The following is a 16,137-nucleotide window of genomic DNA, read 5'->3' on the forward strand; positions in this document are numbered from 1 at the left end:
GCCAATTCTTCGAAACGCCTGGAGTTTTTCTCGATGACGATGCCATCGCCAGCACACAGTCGCGCTCCGCTCACCTCGCCGATCGACACCGATGGCCCCCGGGTGTCGTTGTACACCCCGGAGTTCGCGGCGGATCCGCACGCGGTGTATCGGGAGATGCGGCGGCGATACGGGGCGCTGGTGCCGGTGGATCTGGCGCCGGGGGTGCCCGCGACATTGGTGGTCGGCTACTACACGGCGTTGCGGATTTTCAATGATCCGGACCACTTTCCGGCGGATCCGCGCGCATGGCAGAAGAATGTGCCCGCGGACTGCCCGGTATTGCCGATGATGCAGTGGCGGCCGAATGCTTTGCGCAATGCCGGTGACGCGCATGCCAGATACCGGCAGGCCAATCTCGCTGGTCTGGAGAAGGTCGATCAGTACGGCCTGCACGATACGGTGGCCAAGCTCGCGGTGCCGCTGATCAATGAGTTCTGTGCCAATGGGTCCGCGGATATGGTGCGCCAGTACGCATTTCCGCTCGCCTTCGCGGTGCTGAATGCCATGCTCGGATGTCCGGCCGAGATCGCGCAGCAGGCGGCGACCGGGATGGCGGCGATCTTCGAGGGTGTCGACGCCGAGCGTGGCAACCAGTTGCTCGCCGGTGCGATGTTGGAGTTGGCCCAGCTCAAGCGGGTCGAGCCGGGCGACGATATCACCACGCGGATGCTGCGGCATCCGGCCGGGCTGAGCGATAACGAGATGGTGCACCAGTTGGGCACGCTGTACGGCGCGGGCATCGAGCCGCAGCAGAACCTGATCGTCAATACGCTGCTGTTGATCCTGACCGATGAGCGCTTCGGCGGCAGTGTGCTGGGCGGGACCCTATCCACCCGGGACGCACTCGACGAGGTGTTGTTCAACGATCCGCCGATGGCGAATTTCTGTTTCACATTCCCGCGCCAGCCGATCCTGATCGATGATGTCTGGCTGCCCGCGAATCAGCCGGTCGTCATCAGTATTGCCGCCTGCAATACCGATCCGACGATTGCCGCGAACCAATACGCGGGCAATCGATCCCATTTGGCCTTTGGCGCTGGACCGCATGTGTGTCCCGCGAATTCCCTGGCATATCTGATCGCTCAGGAAGCCATCGACCAACTGCTCGACGCATTGCCCGAGATCCGCCTCGCGGTGTCGCCCGGCGAACTGACCTGGCGGCCGGGTCCGTTCCACCGGGCGCTGACCGCGCTGCCGGTCGCTTTCCCGCAATCGCCGCCATTACCGCAGCAGTCCTAGCGCACTACATACTCCGCACTGCACTCACCGTTGGTGTAGTTCTGGCCGGTTCCGTGGTTGAAAGTCTTGAGCACCAAAGCAATCCGCCCCGGTTCGGTCTTCACATCTGGTATGGACAACACGTTGTCGTGGCCTTGCACTCGGGCAGTGACGTCTGACTGCCCACTGCGACCAGTGTCCAGGTTCGCCCAGGTAACCGAGAACTTCTGTTCATATCCGGTCTGCGACTGAGAGTCGGTACGCAGTGTCAGATCGAACGACCCGTGGTCGGATACCGCGGACGCCTCGCTGGATGCTCGGACGGAGAAGTCGTCCGGCGTCGGGTAGGTCATCGTGCACAGCGCGTCCGACGGCGTGCTCGGATCGGCAAAAGCAGCGGGCGCACCGCCAACTATCGCCGCGGAGACGCAAGAGATGGCAGTGATTCCCACCGAACCCGACCAGGCACGTGATTTCACCAAAATTCTCCTATCAACCTCGAAGTACCAGATAGACCTGGGCGACCCCCTACTGGCTGGGTTCGGAAGCGGTTTCCGTTCAACGAATGTCGCCTCCTCCCGGGGATAACCGGCCCTCAGTTCAACCACGGCACCGTCGGCTTCTGTTGTGGCAGTGGTTGATTCGACGATCTACCCCGGTCGACCCTGCAGCCATCAGCAGCGCCCACACAGCGGCGCCAGCTGACGCAGGAGACGGTCACCGAACCGATATCGGCGAAGTCGTCGAGCGCGGGATCACCAGGGGCCACGGTACATCTCGGGACCACTGCAGATACCGAGCACGAGCTTCGCGATGGTGAAGTAGAAGATCAGGCCGAATGGCGTCGAATCTTGAACGTTCAGTCAAGATAATGTACTTTCGGAGTATGGGCAGGGTGCGAGAATTCGATCCGGATGCGGCGTTGCGGACGGCGATGGAGTTGTTCTGGCGCAGGGGATATGAGGCCACCTCGATGCAGGATCTGGTCGACGGACTCGGCCTGGGGCGCGGCAGCATCTACGGCACGTTCGGCAGTAAGCGCGAGCTGTACCTGAAGGCGCTCGAGCGCTATGTCGACGATGCGCGAGATGGACTGCTCGACCAGACGACGGGTCCGGGTTCCCCGCTGGAGGCGGTGCGCGGACTGATTCGCCACTACGCGGAAATCTCACTCGCGGATCATGATCGCAAGGGATGTCTGGTCACCAATACCGCGGTAGAGCTACCGGGAGACGACGGCGCGAGCCGCCTGGTGACCTCCGGGCTGGAAGTCATGGAGACCGTACTCGCCAGCACGCTGCTGCGCGCCCGTGCGCAGGGTGAGCTCGCGCCCGATCGCGACCCCGTGGCTCTCGCGCGATTCCTGGTGACGCTGCTGCAAGGGATCCGGGTAATAGGGAAAACCCCTGTCCGGCAACGCTTTCTGGACGACACCGTCGAACAGGCCGTCGCCATGCTCGGCTGAATCGGGTAGCTACTTCCGTGACATTCTTCTGCCCATTTTATTGAACGGCCATTCAAGAAAAGGATTGTATCTTGAACTCTACGCACACCGTCCCGACCGATACCGAGCTGGCTGCGTCGCTGGACGGAGATTTCATCAGCGCGCACGCCGAGGTCAACGGTATACGGCTGCACCATGTCACGGGCGGCACCGGTGAGCCGTTGATCCTGCTCGGCGGCTGGCCGCAAACCTGGTGGCAGTTCCGCAAAGTCATGCCGGAACTCGCCCGGCACTACCTGGTGACCGCGGTCGACATGCGCGGTATGGGCAGTTCGTCCAAACCCGAATCCGGATACGACAAGAAGACCATGGCGCGTGACATCCACGAGCTCATCCGGCATCTCGGATATGAATCCGCGTATGTGGTCGGCCACGATATCGGCGCGTCGGTCGCCTACCATCTGGCGGCCACCTTCTCCGATTCAGTGCGGCGGGTGGTCACGGTGGATCTTGGTGTGCCCGACGCGTCGTGGCTCGAAATCCCGATGCTGCCTGCCTCGGACGAGCAGGCCACTGCTCTGGAGAAGGGGCGCGGGGGATATCCGTGGTGGTTCGCGCTCAACCAACTCCGCGAACTCCCGGAACAATTGCTCACCGGCCGCTTCCGGTTGGTCATCGATTGGCTCTATGGCCATATGCTCGCCGACCAGTCCTCGGTGGAGGAGGAGGCCCGCCGCATATACGCGGCCGCCTACGACACCCCAGAGGCCATCCGCGCGGGCAACCGCTGGTACCAGACCATGCGTCAGGATATCGCCGATCTCGCCACCTACCCGGTCGTCACGCTGCCCATCCTCACCCTCGCCGCAGAGCAATCGTATTCCGCACTGCGCGAACAGATGTCGCCGGAGAAGGGTACGGATATCCGGGTGGTCCGCATCGACGGCAGCGGCCATTATGTCCCTGAAGAACAACCGGCACAGATGATCCGCGAATTACTGGCTTTCTTCGGCGACCAGTCCTAGGACCGACGGAGCCTCCCCGGCGCGCGCTGTTCCTGCCACGCTCGGCCTATGCGACTGAGTATTTCCCTCGCCGACTTCACCTGGCCGGATTCGCCGGATGCGATCGGCCCGCGGGTCGATCGGATCGTGCGCGCCGCCGATCAGGTCGGTCTCGACTCGGTATTCGTCATGGATCACCTGTTCCAGATCGGTCCGAACGGCCCGGCCGAACACGACATGCTCGAGGCCTATGCCGCACTCGGCTATATCGCGGCTCGGACCGAACGAATTCGGTTCGGCGCCTTGGTCACCGCCGTCAGCTACCGGGATCCGGGGCTGCTGGTCAAGAGCGTCACGACCCTTGATGTGCTCTCCGGCGGCCGCGCCTGGCTCGGCATCGGCGCGGCGTGGAATGCCGAGGAAGCCGCGGGGCTCGGCCTGTTCTTTCCGCCGCGATCCGAGCGGTACGAACGACTGGAGGAGACGCTGCGGATCGCGAAGCAGATGTGGGAGGGTTCGGAAAAGCCGTTCCATGGCAGGCATTACACGCTCGAACGACCGCTGAACGTGCCCAATGTGCTGACCCGCCCGCATCCGCCCATCATGATCGGCGGCCAGGGCGAGCGTAAAACGCTGCGCTTGGTCGCGCAGTACGCCGACGCGTGCAATCTCTTCGGTGGATCCGTCGACGCCGTCACGGCCAAACTCGCCGTTCTGCGCGGACATTGCGAGGCGGTCGGCCGACCATACGAGGACATCGAGAAGACCATGGTCGCGTACTACTACCCGGATAAACCGATTGCGGAGCAGGCGGATTCGTTCGCCCAGTTCGCCGAGGTCGGCATCCAGCACGCGGTACTCGGCCGCCAGGGCCCGTTCATGGACGAGGACTTCGAGAAGATCTTCGAATTGACCCTCGCGGTCAGTGATCTCTGACGGCACCGCATAGCGCATCCGCGATTGCCGCCGCGGGCGGTTCACCCGGCGGTTCATGATCCGGCGCAGCACCTTTCGCGACGGGCGGATAGCCGTAGTCGCTCTCAACGTACTCACTGTGCGGGATGCCCAGCTCCCCTACACCGTCCACCTGCAGAGACGCCCCGCCACACTGGCGGCCGAAGACCAGCTTTGCGGTCGGCTCCAGCGCGGTCTTCGGCGCGGCGGGGCGGATTCGTCGGAATCGGTCTAGGTGAACGGTGGGGTGTCCTGTAGACATACTGTGCCGCGCGGGGGCAGCACGCCGCGCACGACGTAGTTGCTTTCGTGGGCATTCGCGCAACTGCTCGGGTTGGATAGTGTGGTGTGTCCGTATCCGGCGACGGTGAGCAGTCGAGCGTTGCCGAGATGGGCGGTCATGGACTGGGCAGCCTGATACGGGGTGGCGGGATCGAAGACGGTGTTGACTGTGAGGATCGGTGTCCTGGACCGGTTCCACGGGCCGGTGTAGCGATGGGCCGCCTTGCCCGGCCAGGTGGAACACGCCTCGGTCACCCACGCCCAGAAGGGCCCGACCGTCCCGGCCCGCAGGGTGGCGAATTTGGCCAGGGGGCCGTAGAGGTGCGGATCGCGCGGGTTGGGACTCTCGCTGCATATCAGCGCATAGACCTGCTCGATGCCTGAGTAGCTCTGGTCTTGGTCGGAGGCAGCCAGCGACAAGTCACCCGTAGAGGATGCAAGGACCTCGGTCGGCATCGTCGGGACCGAGACCATCGATGCGATGCTCTGGGGCGTCTGGCCCAGCCAGAGGTCCTGCAGCAGGTCGGCCAGCGTCGACCAGTTCGGGGCAGCGTCCACGGGATGGACCAGTTGCAGGGCCGTGCGAACGGTGGAGGCGGTGACGGCGAAGGTGAACATGCCCTCCGGGTGGATGCGCAGGCGGTCCATCAGTCGCTCGTACTTGACTCGGGTCGCCCAGGGAGTGTCGGCCGCGAAGGGGCAGCCGCTGGGGCCTGCTCGGCTGCACAGGTCGAGGAACTGCGTTAGTGTCTGGGCCGTCCCCAGGTCGGAGTGTTCGCGCAGGAACGTCGGCAGCGCTGGGTCGTCGTCGTACCAGGCCGTGGGATCGACATTGCCGTCCAGCACCATCGCCCGCACTCGGTCGGGGAACAGGTTGGCGTAAGTGGCGCCCAGCAGCGTCCCGTAGGAGGCCCCCAGGTAGGTCAACCGCTGGTCGCCCAGGACTGCGCGCAGCAGATCCAAGTCCTGTGCCGAGTCTGTGGTCGAGACGAACCGCAGCAAGACCGGGTCACGCTGTTCACAACGCCGACCCAGTTCGATGTTGCCTTCGATCCACTGCCGCTCTTCCTCATGGCCGACGGGAAACCCTTTGGGCATCTGCGCGAACCAGGCTGCGTACTCCGCGGCAGTGGCGAAACATTGGACGGCGGTTGAGCGACCGAACCCGCGCGGGTCCCAGCTGACGATGTCGAACCGTTCCCGCATCTCCTGGGGAAAGAACGGATACTCGATGATGAACAGGTCGATAGCCGGTGCGGGCCCACCGGGGTTGAACAGCAGGCTGCCGATCCGATGGGCCGGGTCGGTTGCTGGGTGCCGGATGACCGCCAGCTCGATCGTGCGCGCTTGCGGATGCTGATAATCCAACGGTGCGGTCACGGTGGCGCATTCGAAACCGGCGGCGTTGGGGCACGGGGTCCAGACCGGCGTGGGCGTCGCCATGGGTGTCGGGTCCGGTGGCTCGGCAGCGGCGGGCGCAGCACCGCAGGCCAGGACTGCGGCCATCATTATGGAAGTCACCACACGTCGAGGGAAATGCGGGCGGTTCGACACGGATCCTCGCTATCGTCACGGGAAAGTGCGTGGCTGTGCTGCAAGGAAATTTCGCTAACCGTAGCCAACCATCGAGCAAATGTCGGGTTACGTCGACCATCGGCGTGGCTGCTCGACACCCGGCGGGAAACGCCGCCACTTATCGCAGCGGGTCACATGCCTTTGACGACGAATAGCTATCCGGCCTCGGCGGCCAGTGCGGCCAGCTGCTCGAGGACATCCGCTTCGGGTCTGACGGTCTCGGTGGGCGTCGTCTCGATCGCGGTGGCCACCAAGGTTGTACCGAGCAGATCGATTCGGCTGGAGAACGATCGATTCGACCGCATCCATCATGCCGTCACGGAGCTGCATATAGTTGGTGCCCGGCATGGTGGATGCGGGACTAGCTCCGAACCGGGCGCACCGAGAGGTCTTGGGATGCTCGCGCCACCAAATTGCCATCCGCTGTGCGAATCTCGGTGGTGTGCGTGGTCACTGAATGACCAGCTGTACAGATCTGATCGCGGATCTTGTCGACCTGGTCGGCGCGTAGTTCCATTGTCGCGCTGACAGTTCCGCGTCCGGGCGCGAGGAATTCGATGCCGCCGACGATGTTCCAGATGCGGTAGCCGCTGCCCAGCTGACCAGCCGCCATGACCGCATAGAAAGGGTCGGTCATGGCGAACAGGGTGCCGCCGAAGGCCGAGCGGTTGACATTGCAATTCCACGGACGAACCCGGTGGCTGACCCGGATTCTGGTCCAGTCTTCGGCGACGCTTTCCACTCGCACGCCCGAGAAGAACAACGGCGGATACAGGCTCATCAGCAGCCGGAACCGCGAGGGGTCCGCCGGCAGTGAGCGGGGTGCGCGCGGATGACCAGCAGCCGTGGAGTCCAGTGGTTTCATGAACGAACCTTCCTCACCTGATGATGTGGGGTCATCGCACTGTGGCGTATGCAGGTGGAGCCGCACCGAGGAACCCCGGCACGTAGGGCACCCGGGTCCACTGGGGTTGCCCGGTTTCGACCGACGGTCGGTCACCCCGTATGGTTTCCGCCGAGTCGGCCGGGCCGACGATTACGTGAGCATTTGTTCCGATGATGCCGAATGAGCTCACACCGGCCAGCGGGCCGCTTTGCGTCGCTGTCCACGGTTCAGCCTGGTTGCATACCCGAATGTCGGTGCCGTTCAGATCAATTCGCGGATTGAGGGTATCGAAGTGCAGGAGCGGCGGGATCACACGTTCTCGAACGCACATGAGGGCCTTGATGAGGCCCGCGGCCCCCGACGCTGCCTCGAGATGCCCGAAGTTCGTCTTCAGAGATCCGACATGCAATGGCCTACCGCCGTTTCGAGCGGCCAGCGCCGCAACGATAGCGCTCATCTCTATCGGATCACCCAAAGCGGTTCCAGTGCCGTGCGCTTCGATGAAGCCGAGATCCGCTGGGCTGCATCTGGCATCGGCCAGCGCGGCCTCGATCAACCGACGCTGGGCGTCGGCATTGGGCGCGGTGAATCCGGAGGATCGGCCATCCTGGTTGAGCGCGACTCCGTGAATGACACCGAGGATTGGGTCATTGTCGCGCCGGGCATCGGTGAGGCGCTTCAGCACGATCAGCGCGCAGCCCTCACCGCGTACGAAGCCGTTGGCCCGCGCATCGAAGGCCTTGCACAGGCCATCGGGCGCCAGTGAGCCTGTTCGGCTGATCGCCCGGGTGGAGCCCGGCGCGAGGATCAGATTGACGCCGCCGGCCACCGCGATCTCCGTTTCGCCGCGCCGCAATGACTGCACCGCGTGGGTGATCGCGACCAGTGCGGAGGAGCACGCGGTATCGAAGGCAACGGCGGGCCCGGTGAACCCGAACGTGTAAGCGATTCGGCCGGCCGCGAAGCTGTGCCCGTTGCCGAGCGCCCAGTGCGCGTCGCCGTGCTGCCCGGCCCAGTCGGCGTAGTCCTGACGACCGCTGATCCCGATGAACGTGCCTACCGCTTGCCCGCGCAGCCGATCCGGGTCAGTGCCGCTGTGCTGCAAAGCTTCCCAGGCGACCTCCAGCAGCATCCGATGTTGCGGATCGATGGCCTGCGCGGCGCGCGGGCTGATCCCGAAGAAGTCCGGATCGAAATCGAGTGCGTCGTAGATGAAGCTGCCCCGGGTCGGCAGTTGCGCCCATTCATCTTCGAATGGCCAGCGCCGGTGCATCGGCATATCGCCGATCAGATCCCGGCCTTCCAGCAGTGCCGCCCAGTATCCGTCGAGGTCGCTGATCCCGCCGGCGAGGCGCAACCCGACGCCGATGATCGCGATAGGGCCGACCTCGGATCGTTGATCCAGCTGTGCGCGTAGCTTTTTGATGGTCTCGGTGGCGCGGCGCAGGGCGATGTTGTCCGGTGCGCCCGCACTCGCGGTAGCTATTTCATCCATCCTGTATCTCCTGATGTCACGTTGTTCGCGCGGGTTCGCTGGGCGCGGTGACCAGTTCGCCGTGGAGTGCGATGGCCAGTGCCTCGGCGGTGCCGTGGGTCCATAGCAGCGTCGGCGAGATCCGCAGGGCGAATACGGATTCGAGCCTGTTGCGCATCTCCAGACTCATGAGCGAATCGAGCCCCATGGCGCGCAATGGTGTTCGCACGTCGACGCCATCCGCGGCCATCCGGAGCACGCCTGCGGCCACTTCGACGATCTTGTCCAGCACGAGCCGGGGCCCTTCGGCGTCCGTCGCATCGGACAAGACGGAGCGGAACTCGCTCATAGCGAGCCCCGACGCAGCAGCGGTATCGGTGCTGTGCCGCAATGCTTTCCAGCTCGGCTGTGCGGCACAGTCGGGATACGCGTCGAACCACCGGCGCGAATCGAAGGACAGATACCCGATGATCTGGCGGTCCTCGGCAAGGAATTCGCCGAGCGCCGTCCACGCGTCGGTCTCGGTGATGCCGGCCATGCCATGCGCGGCCAGCCGCTCACCTCGATTCTGTTGCGCCGCAGCCAAACCGATGTCCGCGAAAGGTCCCCACTGGATGCTCAGTCCGGGTCGTCCGTCGAAGCGGCGCGCCACCGCAAGCGCATCGAGATAGGAGTTCGCCGCGGCGTATGCGGACTGGCCCGGGTTGCCGACGAGTGCGGCGGCGGAGGAGAACAGCACGAACAAATCCAGTGGATCCTGCGCGGTCAGTGCATCCAGATGGCGCGCGCCGTCGACCTTCGGTCGTAATACGCGTTCGACCTGTTCGGCGGAGAGTCCGAGCACGGTGGCGTCGTCGAGCACTCCGGCGGCATGGAACACCCCGCGCAGCGGCGGAAGCTCCGTCCGGATCGAATCCAGTGCGGCAGCGAGAGCTTCGTGATCAGAGACGTCGGCACGATAGCTGTGCACCGTTGCGCCGGAGCTCGTTCCATTCTCGAATTCGCCGATCGGCAGCGTTCCCCCGGGTGCGTTGCGCCCGAGCAACGCGACCGCTCCGGCTCCGTGCGCGAGCAGCCAGCTGGCGAGGCTGCGACCGAGCGCACCGTGGCCGCCGGTGATCAGATATGTGCCGTCCGCCCGGAATCGGCCGTCCGGCATGGGCTCCGGGGCGATCTCGCGCACCGTTTCGGGGCGATTGAGCACGAATTTGCCGATGTGTTCGCCGCGGGCCATGTCCCGCAGCACATCCGCGACATCGGCGAGCATGTGGGTGGTGGTCGGTACCGGTGCGAGGTGACCGTCGAGAACCAACTGCCACGACTCATGCAATGCGGCCGCGAAGCGCTCGGGTCGACGGGTCATCATTCCGGCCAGGTCGACGGCGAGGAACCCGATGCCTTTGGCGAACGCCCGCAAGCCGAGTCGGCGATCGGCGTAGATGTCCTTCTTCCCGACCTCGATTAAACGGCCGTCCTCGGCGAGCACGTCGAGACCGTGATCAATGGCCGCGCCGGATAGCGAATTGAGCACGACATCCACTCCGCGCCCACCGGTCCCGGCCTTCACCTCGTCTGCCCAGGTCAGCGCGCGCGAGTCGAAGACATGCTCGATACCGTGCGCATTTTGCAGGAACGCGCGGCGCGCTGCGGACCCGGCAGTAGCGAACACCTGCGCGCCGAGATAGCGGGCCACGCTGATGGCCGCCAGGCCCAATCCACCCGCACCGGAATGAATCAGCACAGTATCGCCTGGTCCCACGCGCCCGAGTACGGCCAGCGCATACCAGGCGGTAGTCGTCACGATGGGCAGCGCCGCAGCGGTCTCGGCGGTCATGCCGGAGGGGATCGGCGCGGTGTGATCGGCCCGAACAGTGATGTGCGAGGCGAATGTCCCCAGTCCGCAGGCCACCACCCGATCGCCGACGGCTCGACCGGTCACGCCCGGCCCGATCCGGCGGATCACACCGGCACATTCAACACCGAAATCCCCGGCTCCCGGTGAGGCGTCCGGATAGGTTCCAGCCGCCTTCATCACATCGATGAAATTCACTGCGGCCGACTCGATTTCGACCAGCACCTCACCGTCGCCCGGTGCGCGGGGGGCGAGCGGAACGTAGCGCAGCCCGTCCCAGAATCGGTCCGGAGCCGACCGCAGCCGGAAGGGCTGCGGGAGTAGGTGCCACGGGCGCACTACGGTCTCGCTCGGACGCTCACCGCCTTCGAGTCGGCCGATGTAGCGCCGCCCGGCACGAAGCACCACCTGGTCTTCTCCGGTCGCCGCCAGGAGTTCGTCTGCGCAGTCGTCGATCCCGTCGGGCAGGGCGATATCGATGATCTCGGCGGACAGTTCGGGATGCTCACGTCGCAGGACCCGGACGAATCCCCAGAACATGGCGGCACCTGGATCTGGTCGATCTGCAAACTCGGCGGCGCAGGCGTTTGCGGTCACCACGACAAGCCGCCGCGGCACGGTTGCGGAACCGACGTGGGCGCGTGCCAGCTCGGCGAGCTGCACAAGTCCTCGACGCTGCGAATCGAGGTCGGCGGTGGGCGCAAGATAGACCACCGTGGTGGTCTGGTCGATGCGGTTGTGCTCAGCGGTGCGCACGGACAGGCCGCGTCGACGAAGGGCTTCCCGCAATGCCTCTTGATGCGTTGCCGCACCGTTCAGGACGAACTGGGTATCCGCCGAGCCGTGCGCAACGACATCCGCCGAGTCCTGCTCAGCGGTGTCGTCGCGCCGCAACACGAAGTGGAATTCTCGATCGAATCGCCGGGCAGCGGTCCGTTCGCCGTCGATGGCGATCAGCTCGAGTCCGCGGATGGCGGCCAACGGCGTCCGCTGCGCATCGAAGAGATGGATGTCCGCTGAATTCGCCGACCGCCGAACGGCGTACACACAGGCCGTGTCGATGTAATCGGCTGGTTCGGCGTACAGCCTGAGCTCTTCGATCGCCGCTGGAACGACAGTTCGCTCCTCGTCGAACAGCACCAGGGCGACCTGCATTGCGCTGTCGAGCAATGCCGCGTGCAACTCACCTCGGTGCAGCTGTGCCCGTCCCTGTGCACCGAGTGCGATCCGGGCGAGCGCGGTGTCGCGCGAAATCCGGATCTCGCGCACACCTTGGAATTCGGGGCCGTAGTTCAGTCCTCGCCGTCGGCACAGCTCGTAGAAGTCCGCGGAGCCCATGGGATCGTCGCCCGGTGATTCGGCCGGGAAGTTCGGAGCATCTGTGAGCTCCACCACGTGCATCACCCGGCCTCGAGCATGCGGCGTCCACGTCTGCGCTCCGTCGTCGAGCGACCTGATCTCGACGCTCGCACCCGCCGTGACGTCTTCGCGCAGCATCACATCGAGGCGGGTCGGGGTGTCGTTGAGCGTCAAGGCACGGGTGAACCGCAAGTCCCGCAACGCCGCTGGTGCGTGCCCATATCTGGTACGGCAGACCGCGACCGCCATGGCCATCATCATGGCCGCGGGCAGCACCACGGCGTCGCCGACGCGATGGTCGGCCAGCCACGCCATGGCGTCGAGGGTGATGGGAAGGGTGGCGTGCCATGCCCCGGATTCGACGACACTGGGGTACGCGGGAACTCGCAGCGTAGCTACCGCCGATACACCCGCTGCGCGCGCCGGAAGCCAGAAGGACTGTCGCCGCATCGGATACGGAGGCAGCGGTGTGGCAGCCGGGGCGGCGATATCGGCGAATGGATGCAGGCCCGAGATGTACGCCTGGGCGCGACTGCGACACATCTCGGTGCGGGGATCGCGGTCCCGGTACAGCGACGAAAGCGCTATGGGTGGGTGCGGCCGCGTGGCGGCCAGCTGCTCGATGACCGGTGTCAGCACCGGATGCGGGCTGATCTCGATCACGTGGGTGACGCCCGAGTCGAACAGCGCTGTCATTGTTTCGGCGAATAGTACTGGGCGACAGAGGTTCTCGATCCAATAGTCACCGCCGAGATCGTCGGGCCCGACGAGGCACCCAGTGACGGTGGAATGCATCTCGACACTGCCCGCACGCCCTGACACCGCGGTGAGCGCCGCCGACAGTTCGGGCCGGAGCTGGTTCATCTGCGGGCTGTGCGAGGCATAGTCCACCTTGACCATCCGGCAGAACACGCCTTCGGCCGTGAGAATCTCGTGCAGCGCTTCGATCGAGTCGGTATCACCGGACAGCACACAGGATCTCGGACCGTTGTCGACTGCCAGCCCAACGGAATTCTCGAAACCCGCTATGACCGAGGGGATCTCATCCTTGGAAAGTTCGACCGCAAGCATTCGGCCGGAGCCCGCCAGCGCTCGGAGCGCCGCGCTGCGCCGGGCCACGACGAGCGCACCGTCCTCCAGGCTGATCCCGCCGGCTAGCGTGGCCGCCGCGATTTCACCCTGACTGTGGCCGACGACCACATCGGGAGCGATGCCCATGTGCCGCCACATGGCGGCGATACCCAGCGACAGCGCCCACAGCACCGGTTGCACCTGATCGACGCGCTCGAGCCAACCTGGTCCTGCCGCACCGGATATCACCGGTAGCGGGCGCCAGTCCACATGCGGCTCGAGCGCGGCTGCGCACGCCTCGACGGCGGTGGTGAACGCCTGGTCATTCCCGTAGAGCGCCGCGCCGACACCGTGCCACTGCGCGCCCTGACCCGGAAAGACGAAGGCCACCCGACCGACGTCGCGAGCGCGGCCGGACAGCACCTCGGGTTGCTCGGCAGCCGGGTCCGCGGCATAACGACGCAGCGCCGCCGACACGTTATCCGGCGCGAAGCCCAGCACGGCGGCGCGCCATGACATCGACGGCGCACGGTGGGCGAGCGTGGCCGCCACTGGATGCAGCTGCTCCGGATCAGCAGTCAGCAGGTCCGCGATGTCATTGCAGCGCTGACGTAGCGTTTCGTCGGAGTGCGCCGAGACCGGCACGAAACCGATTCGCGATGAGTACGAATCACTCTCGCTGTCTGCGGATTCCGCGCGCTCGAGGACGGCATGCGCATTGGTGCCACCCCACCCGAAGGAGTTGACGCCGACATAGACCGGCGCATCGGCCGGCAGCTCGACGCGATCACGCGCGACGTGCACATTCAGGTCGTCGAAGGCGATCTCGGGATTGAGCTCACCGGAGTGCAGGCTCGGCGGCACGTTCCCGCGCTCCAGGCACAGCACGCACTTGATCAGACCCGCGAGGCCGGCCGCCGCCTCCAGATGCCCGATATTGGTTTTGATCGAACCGATCAGCAGCGGACCGCGCTCGGAATTCCTGGGTATTCCGAGGACCTCGCCCAGAGCCCGGGCTTCGATGGGGTCGCCTCTACCGGTGCCGGTTCCGTGCGCTTCGACGTAGGCCAGTCGGTCGAGGTCCAGTCCGCGCTCTCGGTAGGCCAGGTGCAAAAGCTCTCGCTGGCCGTCGATGCTCGGCGTGACCAGGCTTTCGCCGCCGCCGTCATTGTTCACGACGGTGTTGACGATGATCGCTCGCACCCGGTCGCCGTCGCGTCGTGCGGCCTTCAGCGGCTTGAGATATACCGCCGCCACGCCCTCGCCGCGAACGAATCCGTCCGCACCGGCACCGAATGCCGCACACCGTCCGGCATCGGACAGCGCCCCGAAATGTGTAAGTCCGATCGAGATATCCGGCGCCAGAATAAGATTCACGCCGCCGACGAGAGCGGATTCGATATCGCCGGTGCGGATCGCGCGAACCGCCAGATCGAGCGCCACCAGTGCCGAGGAACATCCGGTCTCGACCACGAGGCTGGGTCCGGCCAGGCCGAAAACGTACGACACGCGCGAAGCGATCACATCGAGCGCGGTGCCGACCAGGCTGTGCTGGGTGGCTGCGAGACCCCGCTGTGTGCGAAGCGTCTCATAGTCGTGCCAGGAGGCGCCGACGTACACCCCGGTCCGGGTGCCGCGCAGAGTGTGTGCGGGCACACCCGCGTCTTCCAGTGCACGCCAGGCGGTTTCGAGCATGAGTCGCTGCTGCGGGTCGATATCGGCGGCCTCGCGCGGCGAGATGCCGAACAGTGCCGCGTCGAAGCCGTCGATACCATCGAGAAAGCCGCCGACCGACTGCACCCGTTTGGATCCGTCCAGTGGAGCGGCGGCGTCCCAGCGGTCGGCGGGGACCGTTCTGATCGCGTCACCGCGCGAGATCAGCAGATCCCAGAGCGCGTCGAGATCGTCGGCCCCGGGAAATCGTCCGGCCATGCCGACGATCGCGATGGGCTCGTTCATGGCGTTCCTTCCGGCTGCGGCGAGAATCCGCCGACGATCGCGTCCGCGACCTGCTGTGCATCGGTGATGGGGGCCCAGTGGCCCGAATCGATTTCGGTGAAGGTCAGGTGGTCTGCCGCGCCTTCGATCGCCCGCGTCATGACCGGAATTCCGACATACAGGTCGTGCACCGCGACGATGACGTGCACGTCACGCACGATGAGGCGGCTGTAGGTCGGATCGGCGAGGCGCTGAAACACATTGGCCCGGTACCGGTTCAGCGCCGCTATCCCGTCGGCGGGCGGGACATGTGGCGCCGGAGCGCCCTCCCATTGTATGAACGCGTCGAGCGTGGCTCCCGTGATGCCGGTGTTCCACATGGCCTCGGCGACGATAGGTATGTTCCAGAGCGGGATGTACACCGAACGCGCCGCCTGGTCGAGCACTGCCGGAAGGTCCGCTGGATTCTGCGCGGTGCGCGCCAGCCATCGCCCCCACAGATCGAGGTTCGGCCCGGACAGAGCGGTGAAGTCGAGGAGCTCGGCGGCGACCGCCGGGGTCGCGGCAGCCTCCCAGCCCTCGCCGGCACCCCAATCCCAGCCCACCAGATGCACTCGGCGGCCGCCGGCGGTAGCGTCGATGACCGCGCCGATATCGGCGGCCAGCACGGGGAGCGCGTAGTTCTCCTGCCGTGCGGGATGATCGCTCTCGCCATTGCCGCGGGTGTCGTAGGTGACCACGTGATAGTTCGGTGCCAGTCGCGCGACAACCTGATCCCAGGCGCGCGAGGTGGACAGATAACCGTGCACGAGGACAACGGTCGATGCCGAATCGGCAGGCGGTCCGTACTCGTGCACGCGCAGCCGAACGTCGCCGGAACTCAGCACCCAACTGTCCGTCGAGGCAGGCATCGGGAGTTCCGCTGCGCCCGCCGGTTGCGTTGTATCTGCCAGTGCTACAGCGGATTTCGGGAGTATGACAATAGCCATCGCGAGCAGTGCGAGCGCTGCCGGCGCCACGCCTCGCGGCATGCTCCGG

At 65.4% G+C, this 16,137-nt stretch carries 11 protein-coding genes; 4 read left to right on the forward strand and 7 right to left on the reverse strand.

Going from position 1 to position 16,137, the window contains the following annotated elements:
• The first annotated feature begins 33 nt into the window (after positions 1-33).
• Positions 34-1,281, forward strand: coding sequence for a cytochrome P450 (locus tag ABZ293_RS16385; RefSeq protein WP_355181303.1), 1,248 nt, complete (start codon positions 34-36; stop codon positions 1,279-1,281).
• Here ABZ293_RS16385 and ABZ293_RS16390 read toward each other — a convergent pair.
• Positions 1,278-1,739: a hypothetical protein gene (locus tag ABZ293_RS16390; RefSeq protein ID WP_355181305.1), complete on the reverse strand. Its 462-nt coding sequence runs from the start codon at positions 1,737-1,739 to the stop codon at positions 1,278-1,280. The two genes, ABZ293_RS16385 and ABZ293_RS16390, sit on opposite strands and share 4 nt — an antisense overlap.
• Positions 1,740-2,146: 407 nt before the next feature.
• Here ABZ293_RS16390 and ABZ293_RS16395 point away from each other — a divergent pair, with 407 nt between their 5' ends.
• From ABZ293_RS16395 to ABZ293_RS16405, 3 genes are all read left to right on the forward strand, one after another.
• Positions 2,147-2,725 carry a TetR family transcriptional regulator gene (locus ABZ293_RS16395; protein WP_355181307.1) on the forward strand — a complete coding sequence of 193 codons (579 nt, stop codon included), beginning with the start codon at positions 2,147-2,149 and terminating at the stop codon, positions 2,723-2,725.
• Between the two features lie 71 nt (positions 2,726-2,796).
• Positions 2,797-3,729 carry an alpha/beta hydrolase gene (locus ABZ293_RS16400; RefSeq protein ID WP_355181309.1) on the forward strand — a complete coding sequence of 311 codons (933 nt, stop codon included), beginning with the start codon at positions 2,797-2,799 and terminating at the stop codon, positions 3,727-3,729.
• A gap of 48 nt (positions 3,730-3,777) precedes the next feature.
• Entirely contained in the window at positions 3,778-4,644 is an 867-nt protein-coding gene (locus ABZ293_RS16405; RefSeq protein WP_355181311.1) for an LLM class F420-dependent oxidoreductase, read from the forward strand.
• A 249-nt stretch (positions 4,645-4,893) separates the two neighbouring features.
• Here the strand turns inward: ABZ293_RS16405 and ABZ293_RS16410 are convergent, their stop codons facing one another.
• The 6 genes from ABZ293_RS16410 to ABZ293_RS16435 form a co-directional block, all read right to left on the reverse strand.
• Positions 4,894-6,468, reverse strand: coding sequence for an alpha/beta hydrolase (locus ABZ293_RS16410; protein WP_355181313.1), 1,575 nt, complete (start codon positions 6,466-6,468; stop codon positions 4,894-4,896).
• A 206-nt stretch (positions 6,469-6,674) separates the two neighbouring features.
• Complete coding sequence (locus ABZ293_RS16415; RefSeq protein ID WP_355181315.1) at positions 6,675-6,824, reverse strand: hypothetical protein; 150 nt, start codon at positions 6,822-6,824, stop codon at positions 6,675-6,677.
• Positions 6,825-6,880: 56 nt separating this feature from the next.
• Positions 6,881-7,384: a DUF4442 domain-containing protein gene (locus ABZ293_RS16420; protein WP_355181316.1), complete on the reverse strand. Its 504-nt coding sequence runs from the start codon at positions 7,382-7,384 to the stop codon at positions 6,881-6,883.
• A 31-nt stretch (positions 7,385-7,415) separates the two neighbouring features.
• Complete coding sequence (locus ABZ293_RS16425) at positions 7,416-8,900, reverse strand: polyketide synthase (protein WP_355181317.1); 1,485 nt, start codon at positions 8,898-8,900, stop codon at positions 7,416-7,418.
• Positions 8,901-8,916: 16 nt separating this feature from the next.
• Entirely contained in the window at positions 8,917-15,120 is a 6,204-nt protein-coding gene (locus tag ABZ293_RS16430; protein ID WP_355181318.1) for a type I polyketide synthase, read from the reverse strand.
• Positions 15,117-16,010 carry an alpha/beta fold hydrolase gene (locus ABZ293_RS16435; RefSeq protein ID WP_355181320.1) on the reverse strand — a complete coding sequence of 298 codons (894 nt, stop codon included), beginning with the start codon at positions 16,008-16,010 and terminating at the stop codon, positions 15,117-15,119. Before ABZ293_RS16435 ends, ABZ293_RS16430 begins: the two co-directional genes overlap by 4 nt.
• Between the last annotated feature and the right edge of the window lie 127 nt (positions 16,011-16,137).

Source organism: Nocardia sp. NPDC005998 (genome assembly GCF_040614395.1).
GTDB lineage: Bacteria > Actinomycetota > Actinomycetes > Mycobacteriales > Mycobacteriaceae > Nocardia.